The sequence below is a fragment of the Rhizorhabdus dicambivorans genome, assembly GCF_002355275.1.
Taxonomy (GTDB): Bacteria; Pseudomonadota; Alphaproteobacteria; order Sphingomonadales; family Sphingomonadaceae; genus Rhizorhabdus; species Rhizorhabdus dicambivorans.
In genome coordinates, this window is the sequence record NZ_CP023449.1 from 2,886,651 (window position 1) to 2,911,129 (window position 24,479).

Below are 24,479 nucleotides of genomic sequence, written 5' to 3' on the forward strand. Positions count from 1 at the left end.
TCCTCGCTGGTCAATATAGCAGCAGTCCCGCGCCCGAGGCGGCCAATGCGGCGATCAGCGGCCAGGCGGCACGCCATCCTCCATGGCCCCAGGCGATGACGATCGCCATGCCGGCCTTGATCGCCGTGTTGGCCAGCACCGGCACCGCCAGCACCAGACCCGCGGTCCAGGCGTCCAGAGCCTCGGGCGGAAGGCCGGCCAGGGTCATCACCGCGGCGTCGACGTCGCTCATGCCGGTCAATCCCAGCACCAGCGCCAACCCCTTGTCGCCGAACTGTTCGAGCGACCATCGCGCGACGAGCGACAGGATCGCCACCAGCCCGGCGAGCAGCAGCGCCGGGCCGAAGGCCAGCGGATTGGCGACCGATACCGCGCCGTCGCGCGCGCCCTGCCCCCGCCAGGCGACAAGAGCGCAGAGGCCCGCGACGATCGTGGCGGGGGCCATCGCCAGCGCCAGTGCCGGAAGCGCGCGCGGCGCCAGCGCCAGGGTAAGCAGCTGGACGCGGAGGAACATCACCATCGAGGCGACCGCGATCCCCGCGATGAGCGCCCCCCGCGCCTCGGGCTGGGACCGCATCCGGCGCGCGAAATCGGCGGTGACGGCGGTCGACGAGACCAGCGCGCCGGTCAAGGCGACGATCAGCAGCCCCCGGTCGGATCCCAACCGGCGCACCGCCGCATAGCCGACGAAGGACAGGCCGGTGACGAACACCACCACCATCCAGATATTGCGGGGGTTCCAGGCATCGTAAGGGCCCATAGCCCTGTCGGGCAGCAGCGGCAGGATCACCAGCGCCACCAGGACGAAGCGGGCAATCCCCTCGATCTCCGATTCGTCCACTCCCTTGAGCAGCGCGTGAAGCGACTGCCGCGCGCTCAGCATGACGAACATCGCCGCCGCCACGCTCAGGCCGACGGTCGGTGAGTCACGCACCGCCAGGAACCCCGCCGTAAAGGTCAGCAGCCCCGCGATGCTGTTGGTGGCGGACACATGACTGGCATCGGCCTCCCGCAGAAACCCGATGGCGAGCATGACGACGACGCCCAGCAGCAGCGCCGCCGCGATGATATCGGGGGCCAGGCCGGCCACGCCCCCGCCCAGCCCGAACAGGCCGAACGTCCGGAAACCGGCTACTCGCCTTCCCTCGCCGAGCCCGCGCTGCGACCAGCCTCTTTCAAGACCGACGAGCAGACCAGCAGCGAGCGCCGCGAGCAGATTCGGGAGGGGCGGAATGACAGAATCCATGACGTTCGCGCAATAACCTGCGATGAGGCCGAGGAAAATCCCGGTGTGTCGCGTCGGTGACTGCCGGGGCCCAGACAACAGACCACAGGAGAGCCTTGGCGTGTCCTCATCACCCGGTGAACTGACGATCCGATTCCATGGTGCGGCCGGCACGGTCACCGGCTCCTGCATGGAACTCGCGCTGGGTGGGCGGACGATCCTGGTGGATTGTGGCATGTTCCAGGGCTCGCGCAGCCTGGAAACGCTCAACCATGGCGCCTTCGCCTTCGATCCGCATCGGATCGATGCGGTGATCCTCACCCACGCGCACATCGACCATTGCGGCCTGCTGCCCAAGCTGGCGGCACAGGGCTATGACCGGGCGATCTGGTGTACCGGCGGTACGGCCGACCTGCTCGAATATATGCTCGCCGATGCAGGGCGCATCCAGGAAGGCGACGCGATGCGGCGCAACCGCCGCCGCGACCGCGCCGGGGAAGGCGAATTCCTGCCGCTCTACACCGAACAGGACGGATTGCGGGCCTGGCGCCTCGCCCGGCCCGTCGCGCTCGGCGAATGGTTCGAGCCCGCGCCCGGCTTCCGCGCGCGGCTGTGGAATGCCGGGCATATATTGGGCTCGGCATCGGTAGAAATCGAAGCCGGCGGCACGACGCTGCTGCTGTCGGGCGATCTCGGCCCCGACAACAAGGCCTTCCACCCCGATCCTCATGCGCCCAAGGGCATGGATCACGTCATCTGCGAATCGACCTATGGCAATCGGGCGCGCGAGCGTCAGACGATCGATCAGCGCCGCGATGCGCTGGAAGCCGAGGTGAAGGCGGCGCTGTCCCGCGGCGGCAATCTGATCGTCCCGACCTTCGCGCTGGAGCGCACCCAGGAACTTCTCCTCGATCTCGCGCGGCTGGCCGACGCCAATCGCATCCCCAATGTCCCGATCTTCGTCGATTCACCGCTCGCCAACCGGGCGACCAAGGTGTTCGCGGCGCATGGCGACGAACTGGAGGATATCGACGGCAGCGACCTGTTCCGTCACCCCTCGATCCATTATGTCGAGGAAACCGCGAGTTCGATGCGGCTCAACACCATGTCCGGGGCGATCATCCTGGCCGCATCCGGGATGTGCGAGGCCGGCCGCATCCGCCACCATCTCAAGCATAATCTGTTCCGCCGGGAGTCGACGATCCTGTTCGTCGGTTTCCAGGCCCGCGGCACGCTGGGTCGGGTGATCCTCGATGGCGCGAAGCGGGTCCGCATTTCCGGCGAGGACGTCAACGTCCGCGCCCAGATCCGCCGGATCGACAGCTATTCGGCCCATGCCGACCGTGACGAACTGCACCGCTGGATCGCCGACCGCCGCCCGATCGGCGGCAGCCTGTTCCTCAGCCATGGCGAAGGCGATGCGGTGGAGGGGCTGCGCGCGCTCGTCGCCTCGGACGATCCCGGGGGATCGATCGTCATGCCTCGCATCGGCGAGCGCTACGCGCTCCCGCCCGGTGCACCGGCACGCCGATTGGAGACCGGACGGGTCGACCTGGCCGACCTCACCGGCGAGGACTGGCAGAACGACTATGCGGACTTCATCACCAATCTGAAGCACAATATCGCGAAGATCGGCAACGAACGGGCGCGGCGCGATGCGCTGGCCGAGATGCGCCGGGTGCTGGACGCCTATGAAGCGGCGCGCGACGATCGCAAGCGGCGAAACGGAGCCGATCGTTCCTGATCAGCCCGGCATTATAAGCCAGCGAAGCAACATCGCGACCAGACCCAGCAGGGCGACGCTGGCCACCCATATCCCGACGAACCAGGCAAGCCTCAGCCAGAGCGGGCGGCGCGGCTCAATGATATCCGGCTTCATCGACCTTGCCGCGGAACACCCAATAGGCCCAGATGGTGTAGCCCAGGATCACCGGGACCAGCACCGCCGCGCCGACCAGCATGAATATCTGGCTGCGCTCGGGCGCCGCCGCTTCCCAGATCGACACCCGGCCCGGTATCACATCGGGATAGATCGAGATGGCGAGCCCCATCATCGACAGGCCGAACAACGCCAGCGTCAGCCAGAAGGGCCGGTGATCGCGCGGATCGTCGATCGAACGCCAGAGCAGCAGGCCGGTCGCGGCGACCAGCAGCGGGACGGGCGCGGTGAGCACGAGGCCGGGCCATTCGATCCAGCGCTGATAATATTTGTTCTCGAGGAACGGCGTATAGGCGCTGACCAGACCGATCGCGACGATCAGCGCGATCAACAGCGGCCGGGCGAAACGGCGTGCGTCCGTCTGGATCGCGCCGTGCGTCTTCCAGATCAGCCAGCCGGCACCCAGCAGCGCATAGCCGATCATCAGGCTGACGCCGGTCAGCAGCGAAAAAGGCGTCAGCCAGTCCCACCATCCGCCGGCATAGGCGCGGCCGCTGACCTCGATCCCCTGTAGCAGTGCGCCCAGCGTGATACCCTGCGCGAAGGTGGCGAGCGCCGATCCGCCACAGAAGGCCGCGTCCCAGAAGGCGCGATGGCCCGGATCGCGCCAGCGGAACTCGAAGGCGACGCCCCTGAAAACAAGCCCCAGCAGCATCGCCGTCAGCGGCGCGTAGAGCGCCGGCAGCACGATCGCATAGGCCAGCGGAAAGGCCGCGAGCAGCCCGCCGCCGCCTAGAACCAGCCAGGTCTCGTTGCCGTCCCACACCGGCGCGATGCTGTTCATCGCCATGTCGCGCTCGCCACCGACCCTGAAGGCCGGGAAGAGGATGCCGATGCCCAGGTCGAACCCGTCCATCACGACATAGGCGCCGACCGCGAAGGCGATGATGCCCGCCCAGATCAAGGTGAGATCGATCATGGCCGTTCTCCTTCGCCCCTGTCGGCCTCGACGGCGGGAGCCGGCGTGATGCCAGCGCTGCGGATCGGCCCATGGTCGACGGCCTGCGGGCTCTCGCCGCGCTGCGGCGTCTTCCCCATCAGTTTCAATATGTACCAGACGCCGACGCCGAACACCGCGAAATAGACGATGATGAAGGCGATCAGCGACCCTGCGACCGCCGGCGCGGCCAGCGGTGAGGCCGATTCGGATGTGCGCAGCAGCCGATAGATCGTGTAGGGCTGGCGGCCGACCTCGGTCGTCACCCATCCGGCGATCACCGTGACGAAACCCGACGGCCCCAGCACGATGGCAAGGCGGTGAAGGAGTGGCCAATCGTACATTTTGCGACAAGCGCGCGCGACAAGGCTGAACAGCCCTAACCCGAAGATCGCGAAACCTAGCCCCACCATGATCCGGAAAGACCAGAAGACGATGCCGACGGGAGGCTCCTCGTCGTCCGGGATGGTGTCGAGCCCTGCGAGCGGCGCGTTGGGATCGTGTTTCAGGATTAGCGACGACAGTTTCGGAACCTCCACCGCATAATCCACGCGTTTCTCCGCGCTGTTGGGGATGCCGAACAGGATCAGCGGCGCGCCGTCCGGATGGCTCTGATAATGCCCCTCCATCGCCATCACCTTGGCCGGCTGATGTTCCAGCGTGTTCAGGCCATGGGCGTCGCCGACGAGGATCTGGACCGGGGCGACCAGAGCCGCCATCCACATCGCCATCGAGAACATGGTCCGGGCGCCACGGTTGTTGCGGTCGCGCAGCAGATGCCAGGCGCCGACCGCGCCGACCACCAGCGACGTCGTCAGATAGGCCGCGATCACCGTGTGCAGCAGGCGATAGGGAAAGCTCGGATTGAAGATGATCGCCAGCCAGCTGGGGCCGGGCACGAACTGTCCGTTCGCGGCGATCTCATAGCCGACCGGGGTCTGCATCCAGCTGTTCACGGACAATATCCAGAAGGCTGAGATGAAGGTGCCAACCGCCACTGCGCAGGTCGCGGCGAAGTGGAGCCCGCGCCCGACCTTGTTGATCCCGAACAGCATCACGCCCAGGAATCCGGCTTCCAGGAAGAAGGCGGTCAGCACCTCATAGGCCATCAGCGGGCCGATGATCGGCCCGGCCCTGTCGGAGAAGACCGACCAGTTGGTGCCGAACTGGTAGGACATCACGATCCCCGAGACGACGCCCATCGCGAAGGCGATGGCGAAAATCTTCAGCCAATAGCGATAGAGGTTCTCGTAGACTGATCGTCCCGTCTTGAGGAACAGCGCCTCCAGCACCATCAGATAGCTGGCCAGCCCGATGGAAAAGGAAGGGAAGATGAAGTGAAAGCTGACGGTGAAGGCGAACTGTATCCTGGCCAGGGTCACAGCGTCGAAGGCGTCCAGCATCGCGGCATCCTCCTTGCGAAGGTGCGGCGGACGGGGCTGCCCGCGCTCCCCCAAAGGCGGCGCTACCGTAACGATCGGGCGCCGCGCGCTGTCTAGCACCTTTCCCAGTCGCCGCCGACCCGAGATTTTCCTTAAATGGCATCGAGGGAGCATTGGTCAATATTGAACGACTGTACAACTTGCGCTCCATGTGCCATCCTTTTACGAAGCCTTTGGGAGAGACATCGTTGCGCGAAACACTTCTGACCGCTCCGGCTGACGAGCTCATGGTCCAGGCGGCGCGGCTGCGCGACGCGGGACATGGCCGTGTCCAGAGCTGGTCGCCCAAGGTGTTCATCCCGCTCACCCAGCTGTGCCGGAACCTGTGTCATTACTGCACCTTCTCGCAGCCGCCGAAGAAGGGTGAGGCAGCCTATCTGACGCGCGGGCAGGTGCTGGACATCGCCCGCGCCGGCCGGGCTGCGGGCTGCACCGAGGCGCTGTTCACCCTGGGCGACAAGCCTGAGCTGCGCTTCTCGGCCGCGCGCGAGGAACTGGCCCGGCTCGGCCATGCGAGCACCATCTCCTATCTTGTCGAGATGGCGACGGCGGTTCGCGACGAGACCGGCCTGCTGCCGCACGTCAACGCCGGGGTGATGACGCGCGATGAGATGATCACGCTGCGCCCCGTCTCCGCCAGCATGGGGCTGATGCTCGAATCACTCTCGGACCGGCTATGCGAGAAGGGCGGCGCCCATTACCGCTCGCCCGACAAGCGGCCCTCGGTGCGGCTGGAGATGCTGCGCATCGCGGGCGAACTGGCTATCCCCTTCACCACGGGGATATTGATCGGGATCGGCGAGACCCGCGTGGAACGGATCGACGCACTGATCGCCATCCGCGACCTGCACGCCCGCTACGGCCATATCCAGGAAATCATCGTCCAGAATTTCCGAGCCAAGCCGCGCACCGTGATGGCGAATGCGCCGGAGCCCGATATGGACGAACTGCTCTGGACCATCGCCGCCGCGCGCATGATCATGGGGCGGGAGATGAACATCCAGGCGCCGCCCAACCTGTCGGCGGAGGATTTTCCTCGCCTGCTCGATGCCGGGATCAACGACTGGGGCGGCGTCTCCCCAGTCACCCCCGACCATGTGAACCCGGAAGCTCCCTGGCCCGAAGTGGCGCGACTGCGGGCCGCAACCGGCAACAGGGGCCGCATCCTGGTCGCCCGCCTGCCCGCCTATCCCGCCTGGGGCGCCCATGGGCTGGACCGCTGGCAGGACAAGGCGATGCACCGCCATATCCTCGCCGCCGCCGACACGTCCGGCTTCGGCCGCGCCGATCGCTGGTCACCCGGCCTCGCGCTGCCGGAGCGCACGCCCGAACCGATCAGCGTCGCCAGCATCGATCCGATGATCGAAGCGGTGGTTGGCAAGGCAATGGCCGGCGAAGCGCTGGACGAGGACGAGATCGTCGCGCTGTTCGACGCCCGCGATGCCGATCTGGAGCATGTCTGCCGCTCGGCCGACGAACTGCGCCAAACCGTCAATGGCGACACCGTCACCTACGTCGTCAACCGCAACATCAACTATACCAATATCTGCAGCTACAAGTGCAGCTTCTGCGCCTTCTCCAAGGGAAGCACCGCCGAGGACCTGCGCGGAAAGCCCTATGATCTCGACATCGCCGAGGTCGTGCGGCGCGCCGGGGAAGCCTGGGCACGCGGCGGCACCGAGGTCTGCCTGCAGGGCGGCATCCATCCGCATTATACGGGCGACACCTATCTGGGTCTCGCCCGTGCCGTGCGCGCGGCCGTGCCCGCAATGCACATCCACGCCTTCTCTCCGCTGGAGGTGGCGCAGGGGGCGGCGACGCTGGGCCTGCCGCTCGAGGATTATCTGCGCCGCCTGAAGGCCGCCGGGCTGGACACCCTGCCCGGCACCGCCGCCGAGATACTGGATGACGAGGTGCGGACGGTCATCTGCCCCGACAAGCTCGACACCGCCCAGTGGCTGGAGGTGATCGAGACCGCACACAGGATCGGCTTTCGCACCACCGCGACGATCATGTTCGGCCATGTCGAGACGAGCCGGCACTGGGCCCGCCACCTGATCCGCATCCGCGACCTCCAGGCGCGCACCGGCGGCTTCACCGAGTTCGTCCCCCTGCCCTTCGTCCATATGGAGGCACCGATGGGCGTGCGCGGACAGTCGCGCCACGGCCCCACCTTCCGCGAGGTGCGCCTGATGCATGCCGTCGCCCGGCTCGCGCTCCATCCGCTGATCACCAACATCCAGACGAGCTGGGTCAAGCTCGGCCCGGTCGGCGTCGCGGCCTGCCTGAACGGCGGCGCCAACGATTTGGGCGGCACGCTCATGAACGAGAGCATCTCGCGCGCCGCCGGCACCCAGCACGGCCAGGAAATGCCGCCTTCCGCCATGGAGGCCCTGATCCGTTCGATCGGCCGCAATCCCCGCCAGCGCTCCACCCTCTACGGGCGCATCGACCAGGAAACCCATCTGCGCGGCCTCAACGCCGCCGAACTCACCCCCATGGTCCTCACCCCGCCCCGCAAACTGCGCGCCCGCTGATTGCACGCCCCGACAAGCCCGGCTAAGCGCCAGCCCATGACCGATCAGCCCGCCGCCCTGACCCTGCTTGCCCTGAGCGGCGTGCCCATGATCGAACAGGGCTCCGATCTCGCCTCGGTAATACTTGATGCGGTCGTCGGCTCGGGCCAGATGCTCGCCGATGGCGACGTGGTCGTGCTCGCGCAGAAGATCGTTTCCAAGGCCGAGGGGCGGTTGATCGATCTCGCCACCGTCGCGGCGTCGGCCCAGGCCGCTGACATAGCCAAGAAGGTCGACAAGGATCCGCGCCTCGTGGAACTGATCCTGTCCGAAGCCAAGGAGGTGATGCGGGTACGCCCCGGTGTGCTGATCGTGCGCCATCGCCTGGGCCTCGTCCTGGCCAATGCCGGTATCGACCAGTCCAATATCGAGCATGACGGGCGCACCATGGCGCTGATGCTGCCGATCGATCCGGATGCCAGTGCGCAGGCCATCCGGGCCGCGCTGAAGGAGCGGACCGGCGCCGACGTGGCCGTGCTGATCATTGACAGCCTGGGCCGCGCCTGGCGCACCGGCACCACCGGCACCGCGATCGGCGTCGCGGGCATGCCCGGCCTGCTCGACCTGCGCGGGCGCGAAGATCTGCACGGCCGCCGGCTGGAGACCAGCGAGTTGGGGCTAGCCGACGAAGTCGCCGCTGCCGCCTCGCTGGTGATGGGCCAGGCAGACGAGGGGCGCCCGATCGTCCTTGTCCGGGGCATCGGCTATGCGCGCCGCGACGGCAGCGCCGCTGAACTGATCCGGCCGCGTCACATGGACCTGTTCGCGTGATCCTGGCATTGGCCGGCGGGGTCGGCGGCGCCCGGCTTGCGCGCGGGCTGGCGGCGGTGCTGCCGCCTGAAAAGCTCAGCATCATCGTCAATACCGGAGACGATTTCGAACATCTCGGCTTCCTGGTCTGCCCCGATCTAGACACGGTCTGCTACACGCTGGCGGGCGTGAACAATCTCGCCCAGGGCTGGGGCCTCGCGGGCGAGAGCTGGGCGTTTATGGACGCGATCGGCAAGCTCGGCGGGGAGACCTGGTTCAACCTGGGGGACCGCGATCTCGCCACCCATGCCACCCGCCGCGCGATGCTGGGCAGCAACAGCCTGTCCGCAATCACCGCCCATATCGCCGGAAAACTGGGCATAGCCCATCCGATCGCGCCGATGAGCGACGATCCCGTGCGCTCGATCGTCGATACCGACGAGGGCGAGCTGGCGTTCCAGCATTATTTCGTCCGTCGCCGCGCGGAGCCGCGCTTCCGGTCGATCCGCTTCGACGGGGCCGAGGCCGCCCGCCCTTCGCCCGCGCTGCTCGCCTCGCTCGAAGATCCCGCGCTGGAGGCGGTTATCCTCTGCCCGTCCAACCCGGTGCTCAGCATCGCCCCGATCCTGGCGCTGCCGGAGGTGCGAGCGCGGCTGGAGGCGCTGGGCGCACCGATCGTCGCGGTCTCGCCGTTCATCGGCGGCCAGGCGATCAAGGGGCCGGCGGCCAAGATCATGGCCGAGATCGGTATCGCCACCACCCCGGCAGGCCTTGCCGGCTATTATGGCGGGCTGCTCGATGGCATCGTCATCGATCGAGCGGATGCCGGAAGCGAAGCGGGATCGGCCGCGCTCCACGCCACCGACACGCTGATGCGCAACTCCGACGATCAGAAGCGGCTCGCCAGCGAGACGCTCGCCTTCGCGCGCAGCTTGCGCTGATGGCATGCCATCTGGTCCTGGCCGTCCGACCCTTCGATCAAGGCAAGAGCCGGTTGGCCGAAGTACTCAGCAAGAAGGAAAGAATAGCCCTTAATTTCAAATTCTTGTACCGGACATTTCTGGTTGGAATACAGGTTTTCCCGCCCCATCTGATCACCGTCGTCAGCCGTTCCGACGCCCAGCTAAAGGCCGCGCGCATCGCCGGCGCACATGCCTTGCCGGAACGGGGCGAAAGCCTGAATGACGCACTGCTCCAGGGCGCGCAGGATGCCGTGGCGCGGGGTGCGACCGCCATATTATCGCTGAGCAGCGACCTGCCCTATCTGGAAGCCGCTGACCTGCGCGCCATGCTGGAAGCCCCAGCCGACGTAGCCATCGCCACCGACGAGGCGGGCCTTGGGACCAATGCGCTGCTGCTTCGTCCCGCCCTCGCCATTCCCTATCGCTATGGCGCAGGCAGTCTCGCCGCCCATCGCGCGGCGGCCGAGGCGGCTGGCCTCAGAGTCGCAGTGGTCGAACGTCCCGGGCTGGCCCGGGACGTCGACATACCGGCCGATCTTGATCTGCTGCGGATCGAGCGGCCGGAATTCTTCTAGCTATTTCTTCTCGACATATTGCTCGACGAAGCGGTCGAGCAGGCGGACGCCGTAGCCGGTCGCCCCCTTGTCCCAGGTGGCTCCGGGCTTCGACGCCCAGACCATGCCGGCGATATCGAGATGCGCCCAGCGCACCCCATCGTCGATATAGCGCTTGAGGAACTGCGCGGCGGTGATCGAGCCACCTTCGCGCGGACCGACATTCTTCATGTCCGCGATCGGCGAGTCGATCAGCTTGTCATAGGGATCGCCGAGCGGCATCCGCCACAGCTTGTCGCCAACATCGCTCCCCGCGCTGCTCAGTTGCTGCGCCAGTTCGTCGTCATTGGCGAACATGCCGCCATATTCGAAGCCGAGCGAGATGATCATCGCGCCGGTCAGGGTGGCGAGATCGACGATCGTCCTGGGCGAGTGGGTCTTCTGCACCCAGGTCAGGGCATCGCAGAGGACGAGCCGCCCCTCGGCATCGGTATTGATCACCTCGATCGTCTGGCCCGACATCGAGGTGACGACGTCGCCCGGCCGCTGGGCATTGCCGTCGGGCATGTTCTCGACCAGGCCGCAGACGCCGATGACATGCGCCTTGGCCTTGCGCAGCGCGAGCGCCTTCATCGTGCCCGCCACGGCACCGGCGCCGCCCATGTCCCACTTCATGTCCTCCATGCCCGCCGGGGGCTTGAGCGAGATGCCGCCGGTGTCGAAGGTGACTCCCTTGCCGACGAAGGCGATGGGAGGTTCCGAACCGCCGGTGCCATCCCAGCTCATCACCAGCAGGCGCGGCTCGCGCACCGACCCCTGGGCCACACCGAGCAGCGCACCCATGCCGAGCCTGGTCATCGCCTCCTTGTCGAGCACCTCGATCTTCACGCCGAGGTCGGCGAGTGGCCGGCAGCGCTCCACGAAGCTTTCGGGATAAAGGATGTTCGCCGGCTCCGCGATCAGCGTGCGGGTGAACATCACCCCTTCCGCCACCGCCTCGCGGTCGGCCCACAGGCGCAGAGCGTCCGCGCCGCCGCCGACGATCACTATCTGCTCCAGCGACGGGCGCTGCTTGGCTTCCAATTTGGTGCGATAGACGTCATGGCGCCAGCTGCGCAGCACCGCGCCAAAGGCGAGATGCGCCGCCGCCTCGGCCGGCTTGTCGCCCGCCACCGCGCTGATGTCGACGACGACGCAGCTTTCGCCGGAGGTGAGCAGCTTCGCGGCAAGCGCGGCGCCCGCGCGTTCGAAATCCTGTTTGGCACCGATGCCGACAAGCAGCAGCCGGCGGTTGGCCGCGTCGGTCTCTCCGAAGAACTCGACCACCGCGCCTTTATCGCCATCGAAGCGGTTGGCCTGTGCGGCGGCGCGGGCCAGCGCCTGCGCCGGCTCGGGCAGCGCGGCAAGGCCGGCACCACTCAGCGTCGCGGGTGCGACGACGATGGCGAGGGCGTGGTTATGGGCCGGCCGACTGTCGGCGAAGCTGATCCGCATGAAAGAGAAATCCTTGTTCTGTCCTGTCTCCCATCTAGGCATGCCGGCTTGCCGCCGCAACGTTCCAGACGCTGTCGCATCGCCAGAGGATTGCAGCGGGACGCCGGGTGCGATAGGCGGCGAGACCGCCGTAAAGTGCCAGCCGGGGTGATGTGAAGAAACCGATCCATTTCCTGCTGGCGGCGACGCTTCCCTGGCTGTGTGCCGGGCCGCTGCTCGCCCAGAGCCTGATGACCCCTCCGGCCGGCCCGCCGCTCCAGGGTGACGCCCCCACGCCCTCGGACGAGGAAGAGGTGACTTTCGCCGCCGACACGCTCGCCTATGACAATGATGCGGAGATCGTCACAGCGACAGGCAATGTCCGGATGATGCGAAGAGGCGACCGACTCCGCGCCGACAAGGTCGAATGGAATCAGAAGAGCGGGGTCGTCCGCGCCCAGGGCAACGTCGCCGTGGTGAACTCGGCGAACGACACGCTCTATGGCGACTCGGTCGAACTGACCGACACGCTGAAGGACGGGGTGATCGAGAATCTCCTGCTCGTCCTCAACGACGGCGGCCGTCTCGCCGCGGTCCATGGGGTTCGCCGCAACGAGGTGTCGACGCTCGACAAGGCAGTCTACACGCCCTGCGCGGTGGTCGACAGCAAGGGCTGCCCAAAGGAGCCGATCTGGAAGATCAGCGCCGTCCGCGTCGTCCACGATCCGAACAAGCACCGGATCAGCTATGACGGCGCCAGGATCAGCTTTCTCGGCGCGCCTATCCTGTGGCTGCCCGGCCTGTCGCATCCCGACGGCAGCGGCGGGGGCGGATCGGGCCTGTTATTGCCCAATATCCAGTATAGCCGCACCAACGGCGCCGAAATCGCGCTGCCCTATTATTTCCAGCTGGCGCCCAACCGCGACCTGACGATCACGCCGCACCTCTACACCAAGGTGCTGCCGGCGATCGAAGCCGAATATCGCGCGCTCACCGATCACGGCGCCTGGCAGGCGACGGGCATGCTGACCTACAGTTCGCGCTTCTCCGCCACGGCGGGGCCGCTTCCGGCGAATGCCAACCGCGACATACGCGGCTACCTCGACGCGAATGGCCAGTTCCAGTACGGGCCATACTGGACCTTGTCCGGTTCGTTGCGCGCGACGACCGACCGCACCTTCATGCGCCGCTACGACATTTCCCGTGATGATCGGCTGCGTAACCAGATCCAGGCCGAACGGATCACCGACAACAGCTATCTGTCGATCAAGGGCTGGGCGGTGCAGACGCTGCGCACCAATGATCGCCAGGGCCAGCAACCGATCGCGCTGCCGCTGGTCGACTATCGGCTGCGGCTCACCGATCCGCTGGTCGGCGGCACCGTGACCGTCCAGGCCAACACGCTGGCGCTGACCCGGACCAGCGGCCAGGACACCCAGCGCGCCTTTGCGGGCCTGCAATGGGATCTGCGCCGCTACACGCCGCTGGGCCAGGAGGTCACTTTCACCGCCTATGGCCGCGGCGATGTCTACCATAGCGATCAGGTCGGCAGCACCGCGACGGTCATCTATCGCGGCAACAAGGGCTGGACGGGGCGCGGCATCGCGGCCTTCGCGGCCGACGTCAAATGGCCCTTCGTCGGGACCTTCTTCACCGGCTCGCAACGCATCACGCCCCGCCTGCAGATCGTCGCCAGCCCCAAGATCCGCAATCTCGACATACCCAATGAAGATGCCCGGTCGATCGACCTGGAGGACTCGAACCTGTTCGCGCTCAACCGCTTCTCCGGCTACGATCGCTGGGAAGATGGCAGCCGCGTCACCTATGGCGCCGAATGGGCGGTCGACCTGCCCGGCATCTCCTTCAACACGGTGATCGGCCAGAGCTATCGCCTGTCGAACAAGCCCAGCCTGCTGCCGGTCGGCACCGGCCTTTCGGACCGGCTGTCGGATATCGTAGGGCGCACCACCTTCAAATATGGCCGCTTCCTGGAGGTCACGCACCGCTTCCGGCTCGACAAGGACAATTTCGCCATCCGCCGCAACGAGATCGATGCGACGATCGGCACACGCAAGACCTACGCGCTGCTCGGCTATCTGAAGCTCAACCGCGATATCGCGCCGACGATCGAAGATCTGCGAGACCGTGAAGAGGTTCGCGTCGGCGGCCGCATCCAGATCGCGCGCTACTGGTCGGTATTCGGATCGACCGTGATCGACCTGACGAGCCGCAGGGAGGATCCGCTTACCCTGTCGGACGGCTATCAGCCGATTCGACACCGGCTCGGCATCCTCTATGACGATGATTGTATCGAGCTTGGCGTGACGTGGCGGCGCGAATATGACGCTATCGGGGACGCCCGCCGGGGCAACACCTTCCTGTTACGGCTGGCGCTCAAGAATTTGGGCCGCTAAGCGTTCATTCAGGGGACGCCTGACAAGGGATGCGCTCCTTAGCCAACAAGGATGTGACTAGGTGCGTGTGAAGAAGGCGAGCCGCAAAGGTATCTGGATGACGGCCATGGCCACCGCGATCACGATCGCGGCGCCGCTGGCTTCCCAGACGGTGGGGGACCAGGAGGAGGATGTCGCCGGCAGCCTCAACATCCCCAAGGACATCACCGTCTTCGGCAATCGCGATCCGAACATCCGGACCGCCACCGCGATCGTCAACGGCACGATCATCACCCAGACCGACATCGACCAGCGCCTGGCACTTGTCGTAGCCGCCAATGGCGGTCGCGTTCCTGAGGAGGAGCTTGAGCGGCTGCGCCTGCAGGTTCTCCGCAACCTCATCGACGAAACGCTCCAGATTCAGGAAGCGGCGGCCCAGAAGGTCGAGGTGACGAGGGAAGAGGTCCAGCAGACCTATGACCGGGTCGCGTCCAACTTCCGCAAGTCACCGAAGGACTTCGCCCAGTTCCTGCGCGAGAAGGGATCGTCCGAGGCGTCGATCAAGCGGCAGATCGAGGGCGAGGCCGCATGGCGCCGGGTGCTCAGCCGCCGGGTCGAGCCGTTCGTCGCGGTCAGCGACGAAGAGGTCAACGCGATCATCGCCCGGCTCCAGGCGTCCAAGGGCGCCAACGAATATCATGTCGGCGAGATATTCCTCTCCGCGACGCCGGAGACGATGGCCTCGGCCAATGAGAATGCCAACCGGATCATTGACCAGATTCGCAAGGGTGCCTCCTTCGCCGCCTATGCGCGCCAGTTCTCCGAAGCCTCGACCGCGGCGGTCGGCGGCGATCTGGGCTGGGTCCGCGCCGAGCAGCTGCCCGAGCAGCTTTCCGCCGTCATCACCACCCTCTCGTCCGGCCAGATCAGCGCGCCGATCGCGGTGCCGGGCGGCTTTTCGATCGTCGCCCTGATCGACAAGCGCCAGGTGCTCGGTGTCGATCCCCGCGACGCGACGCTGCTGCTGAAGCAGCTTACCATCAGCTTCGCGCCGGGCACGACCCAGGCGCAGGCGACGCCCAAGGTGCAGGTGTTCGCCAATGCGCTCAAGGAGTTGCGCGGCTGCGGAAACGCAAATGAAGTGGCAGCGAAGATCGGCGCCGATGTCGTCAACAACGATCAGATGCGGATTCGCGATCTGCCCCCGCAGCTTCAGGACGTGATGATCAACATGCAGGTCGGCGAGTCGACCCCGCCCTTCGGCTCGCTGCGCGACGGCGTCCGCGCCCTGGTGCTGTGCGGCCGCGACGATCCGGCGCCCGCCGCCGGCCCGTCCTTCGACCAGATCCAGTCGCAGATCGAGCAGGAGCGCGTGAACCGGCGCGCGCAGCGCTACCTGCGCGACCTTCGCCGCGACGCGGTGATCGAATATCGATGATGCGATGACGGTCGGTCCGCTCGCCGTGGCGCTCGGCGATCCCGCCGGGATCGGTCCGGAGATCGTCGCCAAGGCGTGGGATGCGCGCCGGCAACATGACCTGGCTCCCTTCTTCGCGGTCGGCGACCAGCGCTCGATCGAGGCGGTGTGGGGCGGCCCGATCCGCCAGATCGCCAGCCCGGATGACACCCTGGCCTGCTTCGATGATGCGCTGCCGCTGATCCAGATCACCGACACCGGACCGATCGTGCCCGGAGAGCCCGATCTTGCCGGCGCGCGCTGCGCCCTCGATTCGCTGGAGCTGGCGGCGGGGCTCGCGCGGTCCCCGATGGTGGGCGGCCTCGTCACCGCACCCGTGGCCAAGGCCCAGCTCTACGCGATCGGCTTCGCCCATCCTGGCCAGACCGAGTTCGTTGCCGAACGCTGCGGCATCGCCAAGGCGAACACGGTGATGATGCTGGCCGGCCCGACGTTGCGCGCGGTTCCGATCACCACCCACATCCCGCTCCGTTCGGTGGTCGACCATCTCTCGGTCGAGCTGATCGTCGCCAAGGCCCGCGCCACCGACCGTGGGCTGACCCGCAATTTCGGTATCGAGCGCCCCCGCCTGGCCATTGCCGGCTTCAATCCGCATGCCGGAGAACAGGGAGCCATCGGCCGCGAGGAGATCGAGCTGATCCTCCCCGCGATCGAGATACTGCGCGCCGAGGGGATCGACATCACCGGCCCACTCGCCGCCGACACCATGTTCCACGCCCGCGCCCGTGCGCTCTATGATTGCGCGCTGTGCCTCTATCACGATCAGGCGCTGATCCCGCTGAAGACGCTCCATTTCGACGAGGGCGTGAACATGACGCTCGGCCTGCCGATCGTCCGTACCGCGCCTGATCATGGCACCGCCTTCTCGATCGCCGGGCAGGACATGGCCAATCCCGGCGCGATGATAGCCGCCATCGCGATGGCGGGAGAGGCCGCCCGGAACCGCCTCGTCCACGCATGACGCGTCATTTGCCGGACCTGCCGCCGCTGCGCGACGTGATCGCGCGTCACGGCCTCAGCGCAAACAAGGCGCTGGGCCAGAATTTCCTGCTCGATGGCCAACTGCTCGACCGGATCGCCCGCATTCCCGGCGATCTTGCCGGTGCCACGGTCTATGAGGTGGGGCCCGGTCCCGGCGGCCTGACCCGCGCGCTGCTCGGCGCCGGCGCCTCGGTGGTCGCGGTCGAACGCGACGACCGCTGCCTGGCGGCGCTCGATGAGCTGAACCAGGCCTCCGGAGGCCGGCTGCGCGTGATATCCGCCGATGCAATGCGGATCGACGAGCGTGCGGAAGCGGGTGACGGCGCGCATATCGCGTCCAACCTGCCCTATAATGTCGGCACGGCATTGTTCGTCCGCTGGATGACACTCGATACCTGGCCGCCCTGGTGGCGGTCGCTGACGCTGATGTTCCAGAAGGAGGTCGCCGAACGTATCGTCGCGAAGCCCGGCGGGTCGGCTTATGGGCGTCTCGCCGTGCTCGCCCAGTGGCGAGCCAGGCCGGCGATCGCGATGAACGTCCACCGCTCGGCCTTCGTGCCGCCGCCCAAGGTGATGTCGGCGGTGGTCCATGTCGTGCCGGCCGAACAGCCCGAGGGGGTATCGGTCGGCACGATCGAGATGCTCACCGCCGCCGCCTTCGGCCAGCGGCGGAAGATGCTGCGACAGAGCCTCAAGGGCGTGAAGGGCGCGATCGAGGCCTTGGCGGAGGTCGGGATCGACTCCGAGCGCCGCGCCGAGACGGTGACGGTGGAGGAATATGTGGCTTTGGGGAGGGCGCTGGAGGCTGGGCGCTCCTAGACCTTGATTGGAACTACTTCTGCCCGGCCGTGCTCTGTTCCTGGCCCTTGGGGGGCACCTTGTCGCTGCTCTGCGCGGCGACTACCGCCGGTGGCGGACCCTTGGCGATCGCGGCCGCAAGCTGCTGGGCCGGGGCGCATTCGCTTTTGCACAGCGAACGGACGCGGGCGAGGTTGGCACGGGCGCGCTCGATGGCGCCCTTCTGCACCATCGCCTCGCCCTGCGCCGACAAGGCGTTGAGGTCGTTGGGCTCCAGCGAGAGCGCCTCGAAATACATGCGGATCGCCTTGCCCGGCAACTGCTGCGCCTGCGCCACGCGGCCGAGCGCGACAAAGGCCGAACGGTTGCGCGGATCGATCGCCAGAGCGGTTTCGAGCGCGTCATTCGCCGCCTCGAGATTACCCGCACGCAACGCCGCCTGCCCTTCGGCGAGCAGCGCTATCGACTTGGGATTGATCTGATCATCGGCCTTCTGGCCATTCACCCCGCTCGAAACCGCCAACAGAGTCAGCGACAAGCCAATCGCAACAGGTGAAAAACGCATCAACATCTCCAACCACGCAGATTGGCGTCTTTCTATCATGCGCGGACCAGCCTGGCGACGAAAAAGCCGTCCGTACCGTCATACTTAGGGCTCAAAAGCCGCCCCGCTCCGCGCGCCCGGCCGGCGCGGAAGGGCAGATCGGCGGCGTGAAAGCGGTCGTTACGGCCCAGCAGGGCGGCCAGCTGATCGGCCCCCTCCTCGTCCAGCAGCGAGCAGACGGCATAGACCAGTGCGCCGCCCGGCTTCACCAGCGGCGCCGCGATGTCGAGCAGGTGCGCCTGCAACCCGGTCAGCTGGGCGAGCCGCGCCGGGGTAAGCCGCCAGCGCGCCTCGGGATTGCGCCGCCAGGTGCCGGTGCCCGAACAGGGCGCGTCGATCAACACCACGTCGCAGCCCTCGCGCAGGTCGGCGAGCGCCTCGGCCTCGCGGCCCGGATCGAGCAACCGCGTCTCGATCGCACCGAAGCCCGAACGTTCGGCACGCGGTGATAGGCGCGACAGACGGGCACGATTGCTGTCGCTGGCGATCAAGCGCCCCTGCCCGCCCATGTCGTCGGCCAGCGCAAGGGTCTTGCCGCCAGCCCCGGCGCACAGGTCGAGCACCGTCATTTCCGGCCTCGCCTGGGCGGCGAGCGCGATCAACTGGCTGCCCTGGTCTTGTATCTCGATCAGCCCCTGCGTCCAGGCGTCGCCCGCCTCGACCGGCGTGCCCTCGGGCAGGCGCAGGCCCTGCGGCGCGAAGCGCGTCGGCACCGCATCGGCCAGCATCGCCGCCACGGCGTCGCGATCGGCGCGGCTGCGGTTGACCCGGACATCGAGCGATGCCCGTTCGAGCAGGGCGGCATGCTCGGCCGGATCGATCCGTTCCGCCAGCCAGCCCGGCAGTACCCCCGGCGGCGTTCCGGGCTCATCGGGCACGATCGGCGCGGGAGTATGGGGCGATCCGTCGAAGGCGGCGGCGAGCGCGTCATCCTCGCGGGCGAGCCCGACCAGCGCCGCGCGGCCATCGGCGGGCGGATCCCCCGCCCGGCGGATCGCACGATAGACGAGGTCGCGGATCGCACGGCGATCCTTCGAGCCGGCATAGCGCCGCGTCTTGAAATAACGGGCGATCAGCGTGTCCGCCGCCGCTCCGCCGGCGCGCGCTGCGGCGATGATCTCATCGAGCAGCTCGATCGCCGCCTGGGCGCGGGCGCCGGGCGTCATCCCTCAGCGCGTCGGATAGTTCGGCGCCTCACGGGTGATCGCCACATCATGGACATGGCTTTCCTGGAGGCCGGCATTGGTGATGCGGACGAAACGTGCTCGCTGCTTGAGCTCGGCGATCGTGCGCGATCCCGTATAGCCCATCGCCGCCTTTACGCCGCCGACCAGCTGGTGGATGACATCGCGAGCGGGCCCCTTGTACGGCACCTGGCCCTCGATCCCCTCGGGCACCAGCTTCATCTGGTCCTTGATATCCTGCTGGAAATAGCGGTCGGCCGAGCCGCGCGCCATCGCGCCGACCGAGCCCATGCCACGATAGGCCTTATAGGCACGGCCCTGGTAGAGGAAGGTCTCGCCCGGCGCTTCGGCGGTGCCCGCGAGCAGCGAGCCGACCATCACCGATCCGGCGCCTGCCGCCAGCGCCTTGGCGATATCGCCAGAGGTACGCAGGCCGCCATCGGCGATCACGGGCACGCCTGATTTCGCGGCTTCCTCGGCGGCCTCCATCACCGCGGTCAGCTGTGGCACGCCGACGCCCGCGACGACACGCGTCGTGCAGATCGAGCCGGGGCCGATGCCGACCTTGATCCCGTCGGCGCCGGCATCGATCAAGGCGCGGGTCGCTTCGGCGGTGGCAACGTTGCCGGCGATCACCTGGGTCGAGTTGGACAGCCGCTTCACCCGTTCGACGGCACGGGCGACGTCGCGATTGTGGCCGTGCGCAGTGTCGATGACGATCAGATCGCATTCGGCGGCGATCAGCGCCTCGGTCCGCTCAAACCCCTTGTCGCCCACCGTGGTCGCCGCCGCGACACGCAGCCGCCCGTCCGCATCCTTGGTGGCGTCGGGATATGTGACCGCCTTTTCGATATCCTTGACCGTGATCAGGCCGACGCAGCGATAATTGTCATCGACGACCAGCAGCTTCTCGATGCGGCGCTGGTGGAGCGTGCGGCGGGCCTCCTCCTGGCTCACGCCGGCCTTCACCACCGCCAGATTCTGCCTGGTCATCAGTTCGGAGACGGGCTGGTTCGGGTTTTCGGCGAAGCGGACGTCGCGGTTGGTGAGGATGCCCACGAGCTTGCCGTCGGCCTCGACGACCGGAATGCCCGAAATTCGGTTGCGCGCCATCAGTTCGAGCGCATCGGCGAGGGTCTGTTCCGGACGCATCGTGATCGGATTGACCACCATGCCCGATTCGAAACGCTTGACCGCGCGGACGGCGGCGGCCTGCTCCTCGACGGTGAGGTTGCGGTGCAGCACGCCGAGGCCGCCCAGCTGCGCCATCACGATCGCCATGTCGGCCTCGGTGACGGTGTCCATCGCGGAGGAGAGGATCGGGATATTGAGCCCGATCGCCTTGGTCACCTGCGTCGCGGTGATCGCCTGGCTCGGCAGTACATCCGACTCTCCGGGCCTGAGAAGCACGTCGTCGAAAGTAAGGCCGAGGCTGATATCCATGAGGTCGAATCCCCGCGAGGTGGTGAAGGATTCGAGGCCATATATGTCGGTGGTGTGCGGAGTGCTAGCCCGGTCGTCATAATAACGTCGCCCTGGCGAAGGCCGGGGACGCAGCAGTCTCCTGCCGTCCACCTCGCCTCTCGGACTCTGACCGCCCCGGCCTCGGCCAGGACAACGGTTCAGTCCTCGCCGTGGATCAGCACCCGGTTTCGGCCACCATTCTTGGCGGCATAGAGCGCCTCGTCGGCACGCTTCAGCATCTCGCCTTCCTCCTCGCCATCCGACAGCTGGGCGATGCCCGCCGAGAAGGTGACGGTACCGAGCGGTTCGCCGGTCGTCTTGGAGACAAGATGCCGGCCCGACAGTTCGTCGCGCACCTCGTCCACGCGCATTGCGGCACGGCGCGCCATGATGCCGTCGAACAGCACCAGGAACTCCTCGCCTCCGAAACGGCCGACATAGGCATCCTCGCCCAGCCCCTCGACCAGCGCTTCGGCGACCATCTTGAGGATCCGGTCGCCAGTGTCATGGCCGTGGTTGTCATTGATCTTCTTGAAGAAATCGATGTCGCAGAAAGCCACGGACAGCGGCGTGCCTTCCTTCAGCGCCTGCGCCATGGCGCGGGCGAGACGCGACTGGAAAGCGCGGCGGTTGGCAAGTCCGGTCAACGGATCGGTCTCCGCCACCGCCTGCGCTTCGGCAAGCTCCCCCTGCAGCGTCTCCATCCTGCCGCCCATCTCGCTCAGGCGGCGCTCGGCATCCTGAGTCTTGCCGATCATCGTGCGGGTCAACTCGACCATCAGTTCGAGCGCGCGGCCCGCCGGCTCGCCACCGGCCTGGAGCGCGGCCTGGCCCTTGTCGAGGGCGCTGCCATAGGCGTTGGCATCGGTGCGCGACTGGCCGACCAGCGCTGCGGCCAGGGACACGCTCTGGTGGGCCTGATCGATCAGCTTCTCCAACAGCTCGGACGAAACCTTGTTCATCGCCGCTTCGGCCAGGCCTTCGGCAATCTCGGGCCGCAATATGCCATCGCGGGCGATCGCTTCCTCCACCGAGGCGATCAGCGCCGGATCATGGCCACCCAGATAATGATAGGCGAGATCATAGTTGGTCGGGCTCGGATCGAGCCGGTGGGCGCGCAGGAAACCGCCGATCCGCATGAACAGGTCGGTCGCCGGCGGCTCGACGCTGTAAGACTGGCCCGACACGGCCGGCGCGGGCACCGGGGCGCCCTCCTCCGCGGAACGGCCGAAGATGGCGTCGAAGCTCCAGCCCTTGCGGCCGGCGGAGGATGGCGGCTTTCCTTCGTACATGGCACCTACCCGAAAAATGACGGGACCGGCATATCGGCCCCGCCTTAATATTCGGTATCGGCGCGCGGAAAGGGTTTTAGGTCTGGTTCGATCCTGGTCCGCCGGGCCTCGACCGAGAAGAGGCGCTCCCGGCTGTAAAAGTCGAGCGGCCAGTCGCGTCGCCCCTCGGGGGCGAGCAGCAGGCCGTTGACCCGATCGACCAAGCTGGTCGCCCGGCATCGCGCCAGCCAGTTGCGAACCCCAGCGATGAAGCAGTGGGTGATGCTGTCATGATAGCCGCCATGATCGTCATTCACCCCGCCGACGGCCAGGTTATAGCCGCTGATGATCGCGCGCATCTCGCGCCCGGGATCGATCTCCGGCCGCTCGGTGACGATCCACAGACAGGCGGCGAGATGGGCCTCATGGGTCCATTGCTCCTTAGGCAGGCTGCGGTCGAGCAGCCCGCGCCCGACATGGCGGATCGCCTCGTCATCCGCGAACAGGCGCGGCCCGTCTTCTATCGACATGTCCCTTTCCCGAAAAGAAGAAGGGCGCCCTGACCGAAGCCGGGGCGCCCTCCTGAAGGCCTTGCCGGCCGTTCCAGAGATCCGATCAGGCGGCCTTCGGAGCCGCCTGACGGACGCCTTCGTCTACATGATCCTCGAATTGCGCGAAATTCTCGATGAACTGGCCGACCAGCTTCTGGGCGGTCACGTCATAGGCGGCCGCGTCCGGCCAGGTCTCGCGCGGGTTGAGGATCTGGCTCTCGACACCGGAAACCGACACCGGCACCTTGAAGCCGAAATTGGGATCGACCCGGAACTCGGCATTGTTCAGGCTGCCGTCGAGCGCGGCGTTGAGTAGCGCGCGAGTCACCTTGATCGGCATGCGGTGGCCGACACCATATTGGCCGCCGGTCCAGCCGGTGTTGACCAACCAGCAATCGACGCCGCCCTTGGCGATCCGCTCCTTGAGCAGATTCCCGTAGACCGACGGATGGCGCGGCATGAACGGCGCGCCGAAGCAGGTCGAAAAGGTTGCCGACGGCTCGGTGACGCCAATCTCGGTGCCGGCGACGCGTGCGGTGTAGCCGGAGAGGAAATGGTACATCGCCTGGTCGGGGGTCAGCTTCGCGATCGGCGGCAACACGCCATAGGCGTCTGCGGTCAGGAAGATGATGTTCTTCGGGACTGGGCCCAGATTCTCGGCAGACGCGTTCGGGATGAAATCGATCGGATAGGAGCCGCGGCTGTTCTCGGCGAGGCTGCCGTCATCGAGGTCGATCTCGCGAGTGTCGGGATCGATCACGACATTCTCCAGCACCGTGCCGAAGCGCTTGGTGGTGGCGTAGATTTCGGGCTCGGCCTCGGCCGAGAGGTTGATCATCTTGGCATAGCAGCCGCCCTCGAAGTTGAAGACCGCCTCATCCGACCAGCCATGCTCGTCGTCGCCGATCAGGGTGCGCGAGGCGTCGGCCGACAAGGTCGTCTTGCCGGTGCCCGACAGGCCGAAGAAGATCGCGGTATCGCCCCTGGGGCCGATGTTCGCCGAGCAGTGCATCGGCATCACGCCGGCGACGGGCAGCTTGTAGTTGAGGATGCCGAACACCGATTTCTTCATCTCGCCGGCATAGCGGGTGCCGCCGATCAGAATCAGCTTCTCGGTGAAGTTGACGGCGATCACCGTCTCGCTGCGGCAACCGTGGCGAGCGGGATCGGCGACGAAGCTCGGCAGGTCGATGATCGTGAACTCAGGCACGAACGCCGCCAGCTCGGCCACCTCGGGGCGCACCAGCAGGGTCCGGATGAACAGGCTGTGCCAGGCGAATTCGGTGACGACGCGGACATTGACCCGGTGCGCCGGCTGCGATCCACCGAACAGGTCCTGGACGAACAGCGTCTCGCGGGTCTTCAGATGCGCGAGGAAATCGGCCTTCAGCGCGGCGAAATGCTCGGGCGCCATGCCCTTGTTGGTCTTGCCCCACCACACCGTATTCTCGGTCTCGGCATCGCGGACGATGAACTTGTCGTTGGCCGACCGGCCGGTGTGCGTCCCGGTCTTGACCACGAAGGGGCCGTCCTTGGCGAGCATGCCCTCGCCCCGCTGGACCGCCAGCTCGACGAGCGGCGCGGTTCCAAGGTTCCAGTGGATTCCGGCGTCGACATCGATTCCCTGTTTGTCGAGACCGAAAGCGGGGGTGAACTGAGGCACTTTATTCTCCTATACGGGGTGAGGCCACCGGGCGAGGGTTGCCACTCCTAACGTCTAGACGCGAGATGGTGCCCCGAATCTGGTCGGGCATCCTCCGCGCCTTTATATCTTGCCACCGCGCATAGTTTCAAAGCCCCGGATCGGCAAGGGTGCGCAGCATGGTTGAACGCGCATCGGCGCTGCGCTAGTCAGAGCGCGCTGTTTCCGGGCCAGGGCGTGTCGGCCGCATATCAAC

The 24,479-nt window shown here is 66.8% G+C and carries 20 protein-coding genes; 9 read left to right on the top strand and 11 right to left on the bottom strand.

Annotation, left to right across the window (positions count from 1 at the left end; translation table 11 throughout):
- Positions 1–10 precede the first annotated feature (10 nt).
- Positions 11–1,246 (bottom strand): MgtC/SapB family protein, encoded by a 1,236-nt coding sequence (locus CMV14_RS13645; protein WP_066963343.1) that lies wholly within the window; start codon positions 1,244–1,246, stop codon positions 11–13.
- A gap of 169 nt (positions 1,247–1,415) precedes the next feature.
- On the opposite strand from CMV14_RS13645, the gene CMV14_RS13650 reads away from it, so the two are divergent.
- On the top strand, positions 1,416–2,969 hold the full coding sequence (locus tag CMV14_RS13650) for an MBL fold metallo-hydrolase (protein ID WP_066963341.1): 1,554 nt from the start codon (positions 1,416–1,418) through the stop codon (positions 2,967–2,969).
- Here CMV14_RS13650 and CMV14_RS13655 read toward each other — a convergent pair whose 3' ends face one another.
- The 3 genes from CMV14_RS13655 to CMV14_RS13665 are packed head-to-tail and all read right to left on the bottom strand — an operon-like array spanning position 2,970 to position 5,504.
- Positions 2,970–3,104, bottom strand: coding sequence for a DUF2474 domain-containing protein (locus CMV14_RS13655; protein WP_083215846.1), 135 nt, complete (start codon positions 3,102–3,104; stop codon positions 2,970–2,972).
- Positions 3,085–4,083 carry a cytochrome d ubiquinol oxidase subunit II gene (gene cydB / locus CMV14_RS13660; protein ID WP_066963339.1) on the bottom strand — a complete coding sequence of 333 codons (999 nt, stop codon included), beginning with the start codon at positions 4,081–4,083 and terminating at the stop codon, positions 3,085–3,087. Before cydB ends, CMV14_RS13655 begins: the two co-directional genes overlap by 20 nt.
- A complete protein-coding gene (locus CMV14_RS13665) occupies positions 4,080–5,504 on the bottom strand; it encodes a cytochrome ubiquinol oxidase subunit I (protein WP_066963337.1) in 1,425 nt (474 codons plus the stop codon). Before CMV14_RS13665 ends, cydB begins: the two co-directional genes overlap by 4 nt.
- Positions 5,505–5,770: 266 nt before the next feature.
- Between CMV14_RS13665 and cofH the strand changes: the two genes are divergently transcribed.
- From cofH to cofC, 4 genes are read left to right on the top strand one after another with little or no spacing between them, the layout of a single operon-like run.
- Positions 5,771–8,080, top strand: a complete 2,310-nt coding sequence (gene cofH, locus CMV14_RS13670) for a 5-amino-6-(D-ribitylamino)uracil--L-tyrosine 4-hydroxyphenyl transferase CofH (RefSeq protein ID WP_238147298.1) — start codon at positions 5,771–5,773, stop codon at positions 8,078–8,080.
- Between the two features lie 36 nt (positions 8,081–8,116).
- Positions 8,117–8,890 (top strand): coenzyme F420-0:L-glutamate ligase, encoded by a 774-nt coding sequence (cofE, locus tag CMV14_RS13675; RefSeq protein ID WP_066963333.1) that lies wholly within the window; start codon positions 8,117–8,119, stop codon positions 8,888–8,890.
- The gene (gene cofD / locus CMV14_RS13680; RefSeq protein ID WP_066963330.1) at positions 8,887–9,810 is read left to right on the top strand and encodes a 2-phospho-L-lactate transferase; all 924 of its coding nucleotides are present in this window, start codon (positions 8,887–8,889) and stop codon (positions 9,808–9,810) included. The genes cofE and cofD overlap by 4 nt, the downstream gene beginning before the upstream one ends.
- A 53-nt stretch (positions 9,811–9,863) precedes the next feature.
- Positions 9,864–10,406, top strand: coding sequence for a 2-phospho-L-lactate guanylyltransferase (cofC, locus tag CMV14_RS13685; RefSeq protein ID WP_238147034.1), 543 nt, complete (start codon positions 9,864–9,866; stop codon positions 10,404–10,406).
- Here the strand turns inward: cofC and CMV14_RS13690 are convergent, their stop codons facing one another.
- Complete coding sequence (locus tag CMV14_RS13690; RefSeq protein ID WP_066963325.1) at positions 10,407–11,879, bottom strand: leucyl aminopeptidase; 1,473 nt, start codon at positions 11,877–11,879, stop codon at positions 10,407–10,409.
- A gap of 152 nt (positions 11,880–12,031) precedes the next feature.
- Between CMV14_RS13690 and lptD the strand changes: the two genes are divergently transcribed.
- The 4 genes from lptD to rsmA all read left to right on the top strand — a co-directional run bounded on the left by lptD (position 12,032) and on the right by rsmA (position 17,528).
- Entirely contained in the window at positions 12,032–14,272 is a 2,241-nt protein-coding gene (gene lptD / locus CMV14_RS13695) for an LPS-assembly protein LptD (RefSeq protein WP_066963322.1), read from the top strand.
- A gap of 97 nt (positions 14,273–14,369) precedes the next feature.
- Positions 14,370–15,689 (top strand): peptidylprolyl isomerase, encoded by a 1,320-nt coding sequence (locus CMV14_RS13700; RefSeq protein WP_066963546.1) that lies wholly within the window; start codon positions 14,370–14,372, stop codon positions 15,687–15,689.
- A gap of 4 nt (positions 15,690–15,693) precedes the next feature.
- Positions 15,694–16,689 (top strand): 4-hydroxythreonine-4-phosphate dehydrogenase PdxA, encoded by a 996-nt coding sequence (gene pdxA, locus CMV14_RS13705; protein ID WP_066963320.1) that lies wholly within the window; start codon positions 15,694–15,696, stop codon positions 16,687–16,689.
- Positions 16,686–17,528 carry a 16S rRNA (adenine(1518)-N(6)/adenine(1519)-N(6))-dimethyltransferase RsmA gene (rsmA, locus tag CMV14_RS13710; protein WP_066963317.1) on the top strand — a complete coding sequence of 281 codons (843 nt, stop codon included), beginning with the start codon at positions 16,686–16,688 and terminating at the stop codon, positions 17,526–17,528. Before pdxA ends, rsmA begins: the two co-directional genes overlap by 4 nt.
- A 13-nt stretch (positions 17,529–17,541) precedes the next feature.
- On the opposite strand, the gene CMV14_RS13715 is transcribed toward rsmA, so the two are convergent.
- The 6 genes from CMV14_RS13715 to CMV14_RS13740 form a co-directional block, all read right to left on the bottom strand.
- A complete protein-coding gene (locus tag CMV14_RS13715; RefSeq protein ID WP_066963544.1) occupies positions 17,542–18,072 on the bottom strand; it encodes a hypothetical protein in 531 nt (176 codons plus the stop codon).
- Positions 18,073–18,107: 35 nt separating this feature from the next.
- The gene (locus CMV14_RS13720) at positions 18,108–19,277 is read right to left on the bottom strand and encodes an RsmB/NOP family class I SAM-dependent RNA methyltransferase (protein ID WP_066963314.1); all 1,170 of its coding nucleotides are present in this window, start codon (positions 19,275–19,277) and stop codon (positions 18,108–18,110) included.
- 3 nt (positions 19,278–19,280) lie between these two features.
- Positions 19,281–20,738, bottom strand: a complete 1,458-nt coding sequence (gene guaB / locus CMV14_RS13725) for an IMP dehydrogenase (protein ID WP_066963311.1) — start codon at positions 20,736–20,738, stop codon at positions 19,281–19,283.
- A gap of 179 nt (positions 20,739–20,917) precedes the next feature.
- A complete protein-coding gene (locus tag CMV14_RS13730; protein WP_066963308.1) occupies positions 20,918–22,051 on the bottom strand; it encodes a GGDEF domain-containing protein in 1,134 nt (377 codons plus the stop codon).
- 44 nt (positions 22,052–22,095) lie between these two features.
- Positions 22,096–22,560 carry a hypothetical protein gene (locus CMV14_RS13735; RefSeq protein ID WP_066963306.1) on the bottom strand — a complete coding sequence of 155 codons (465 nt, stop codon included), beginning with the start codon at positions 22,558–22,560 and terminating at the stop codon, positions 22,096–22,098.
- Between the two features lie 85 nt (positions 22,561–22,645).
- Entirely contained in the window at positions 22,646–24,244 is a 1,599-nt protein-coding gene (locus tag CMV14_RS13740) for a phosphoenolpyruvate carboxykinase (RefSeq protein ID WP_066963303.1), read from the bottom strand.
- Positions 24,245–24,479 lie beyond the last annotated feature (235 nt).

Excerpts from the sequence above, each read along its gene's own strand:
- CMV14_RS13690 (WP_066963325.1), bottom strand. The coding sequence starts at position 11,879 with ATGCGGATCAGCTTCGCCGACAGTCGGCCGGCCCATAACCACGCCCTC.
- cydB (WP_066963339.1), bottom strand. The coding sequence starts at position 4,083 with ATGATCGATCTCACCTTGATCTGGGCGGGCATCATCGCCTTCGCGGTC.
- CMV14_RS13715 (WP_066963544.1), bottom strand. The coding sequence starts at position 18,072 with ATGCGTTTTTCACCTGTTGCGATTGGCTTGTCGCTGACTCTGTTGGCG.
- CMV14_RS13665 (WP_066963337.1), bottom strand. The coding sequence starts at position 5,504 with ATGCTGGACGCCTTCGACGCTGTGACCCTGGCCAGGATACAGTTCGCC.
- CMV14_RS13720 (WP_066963314.1), bottom strand. The coding sequence starts at position 19,277 with ATGACGCCCGGCGCCCGCGCCCAGGCGGCGATCGAGCTGCTCGATGAG.
- pdxA (WP_066963320.1), top strand. The coding sequence starts at position 15,694 with ATGACGGTCGGTCCGCTCGCCGTGGCGCTCGGCGATCCCGCCGGGATC.
- CMV14_RS13700 (WP_066963546.1), top strand. The coding sequence starts at position 14,370 with ATGACGGCCATGGCCACCGCGATCACGATCGCGGCGCCGCTGGCTTCC.
- CMV14_RS13730 (WP_066963308.1), bottom strand. The coding sequence starts at position 22,051 with ATGTACGAAGGAAAGCCGCCATCCTCCGCCGGCCGCAAGGGCTGGAGC.
- CMV14_RS13735 (WP_066963306.1), bottom strand. The coding sequence starts at position 22,560 with ATGTCGATAGAAGACGGGCCGCGCCTGTTCGCGGATGACGAGGCGATC.
- cofE (WP_066963333.1), top strand. The coding sequence starts at position 8,117 with ATGACCGATCAGCCCGCCGCCCTGACCCTGCTTGCCCTGAGCGGCGTG.
- rsmA (WP_066963317.1), top strand. The coding sequence starts at position 16,686 with ATGACGCGTCATTTGCCGGACCTGCCGCCGCTGCGCGACGTGATCGCG.
- CMV14_RS13650 (WP_066963341.1), top strand. The coding sequence starts at position 1,416 with ATGGAACTCGCGCTGGGTGGGCGGACGATCCTGGTGGATTGTGGCATG.
- guaB (WP_066963311.1), bottom strand. The coding sequence starts at position 20,738 with ATGGATATCAGCCTCGGCCTTACTTTCGACGACGTGCTTCTCAGGCCC.
- CMV14_RS13655 (WP_083215846.1), bottom strand. The coding sequence starts at position 3,104 with ATGAAGCCGGATATCATTGAGCCGCGCCGCCCGCTCTGGCTGAGGCTT.
- CMV14_RS13645 (WP_066963343.1), bottom strand. The coding sequence starts at position 1,246 with ATGGATTCTGTCATTCCGCCCCTCCCGAATCTGCTCGCGGCGCTCGCT.
- cofH (WP_238147298.1), top strand. The coding sequence starts at position 5,771 with ATGGTCCAGGCGGCGCGGCTGCGCGACGCGGGACATGGCCGTGTCCAG.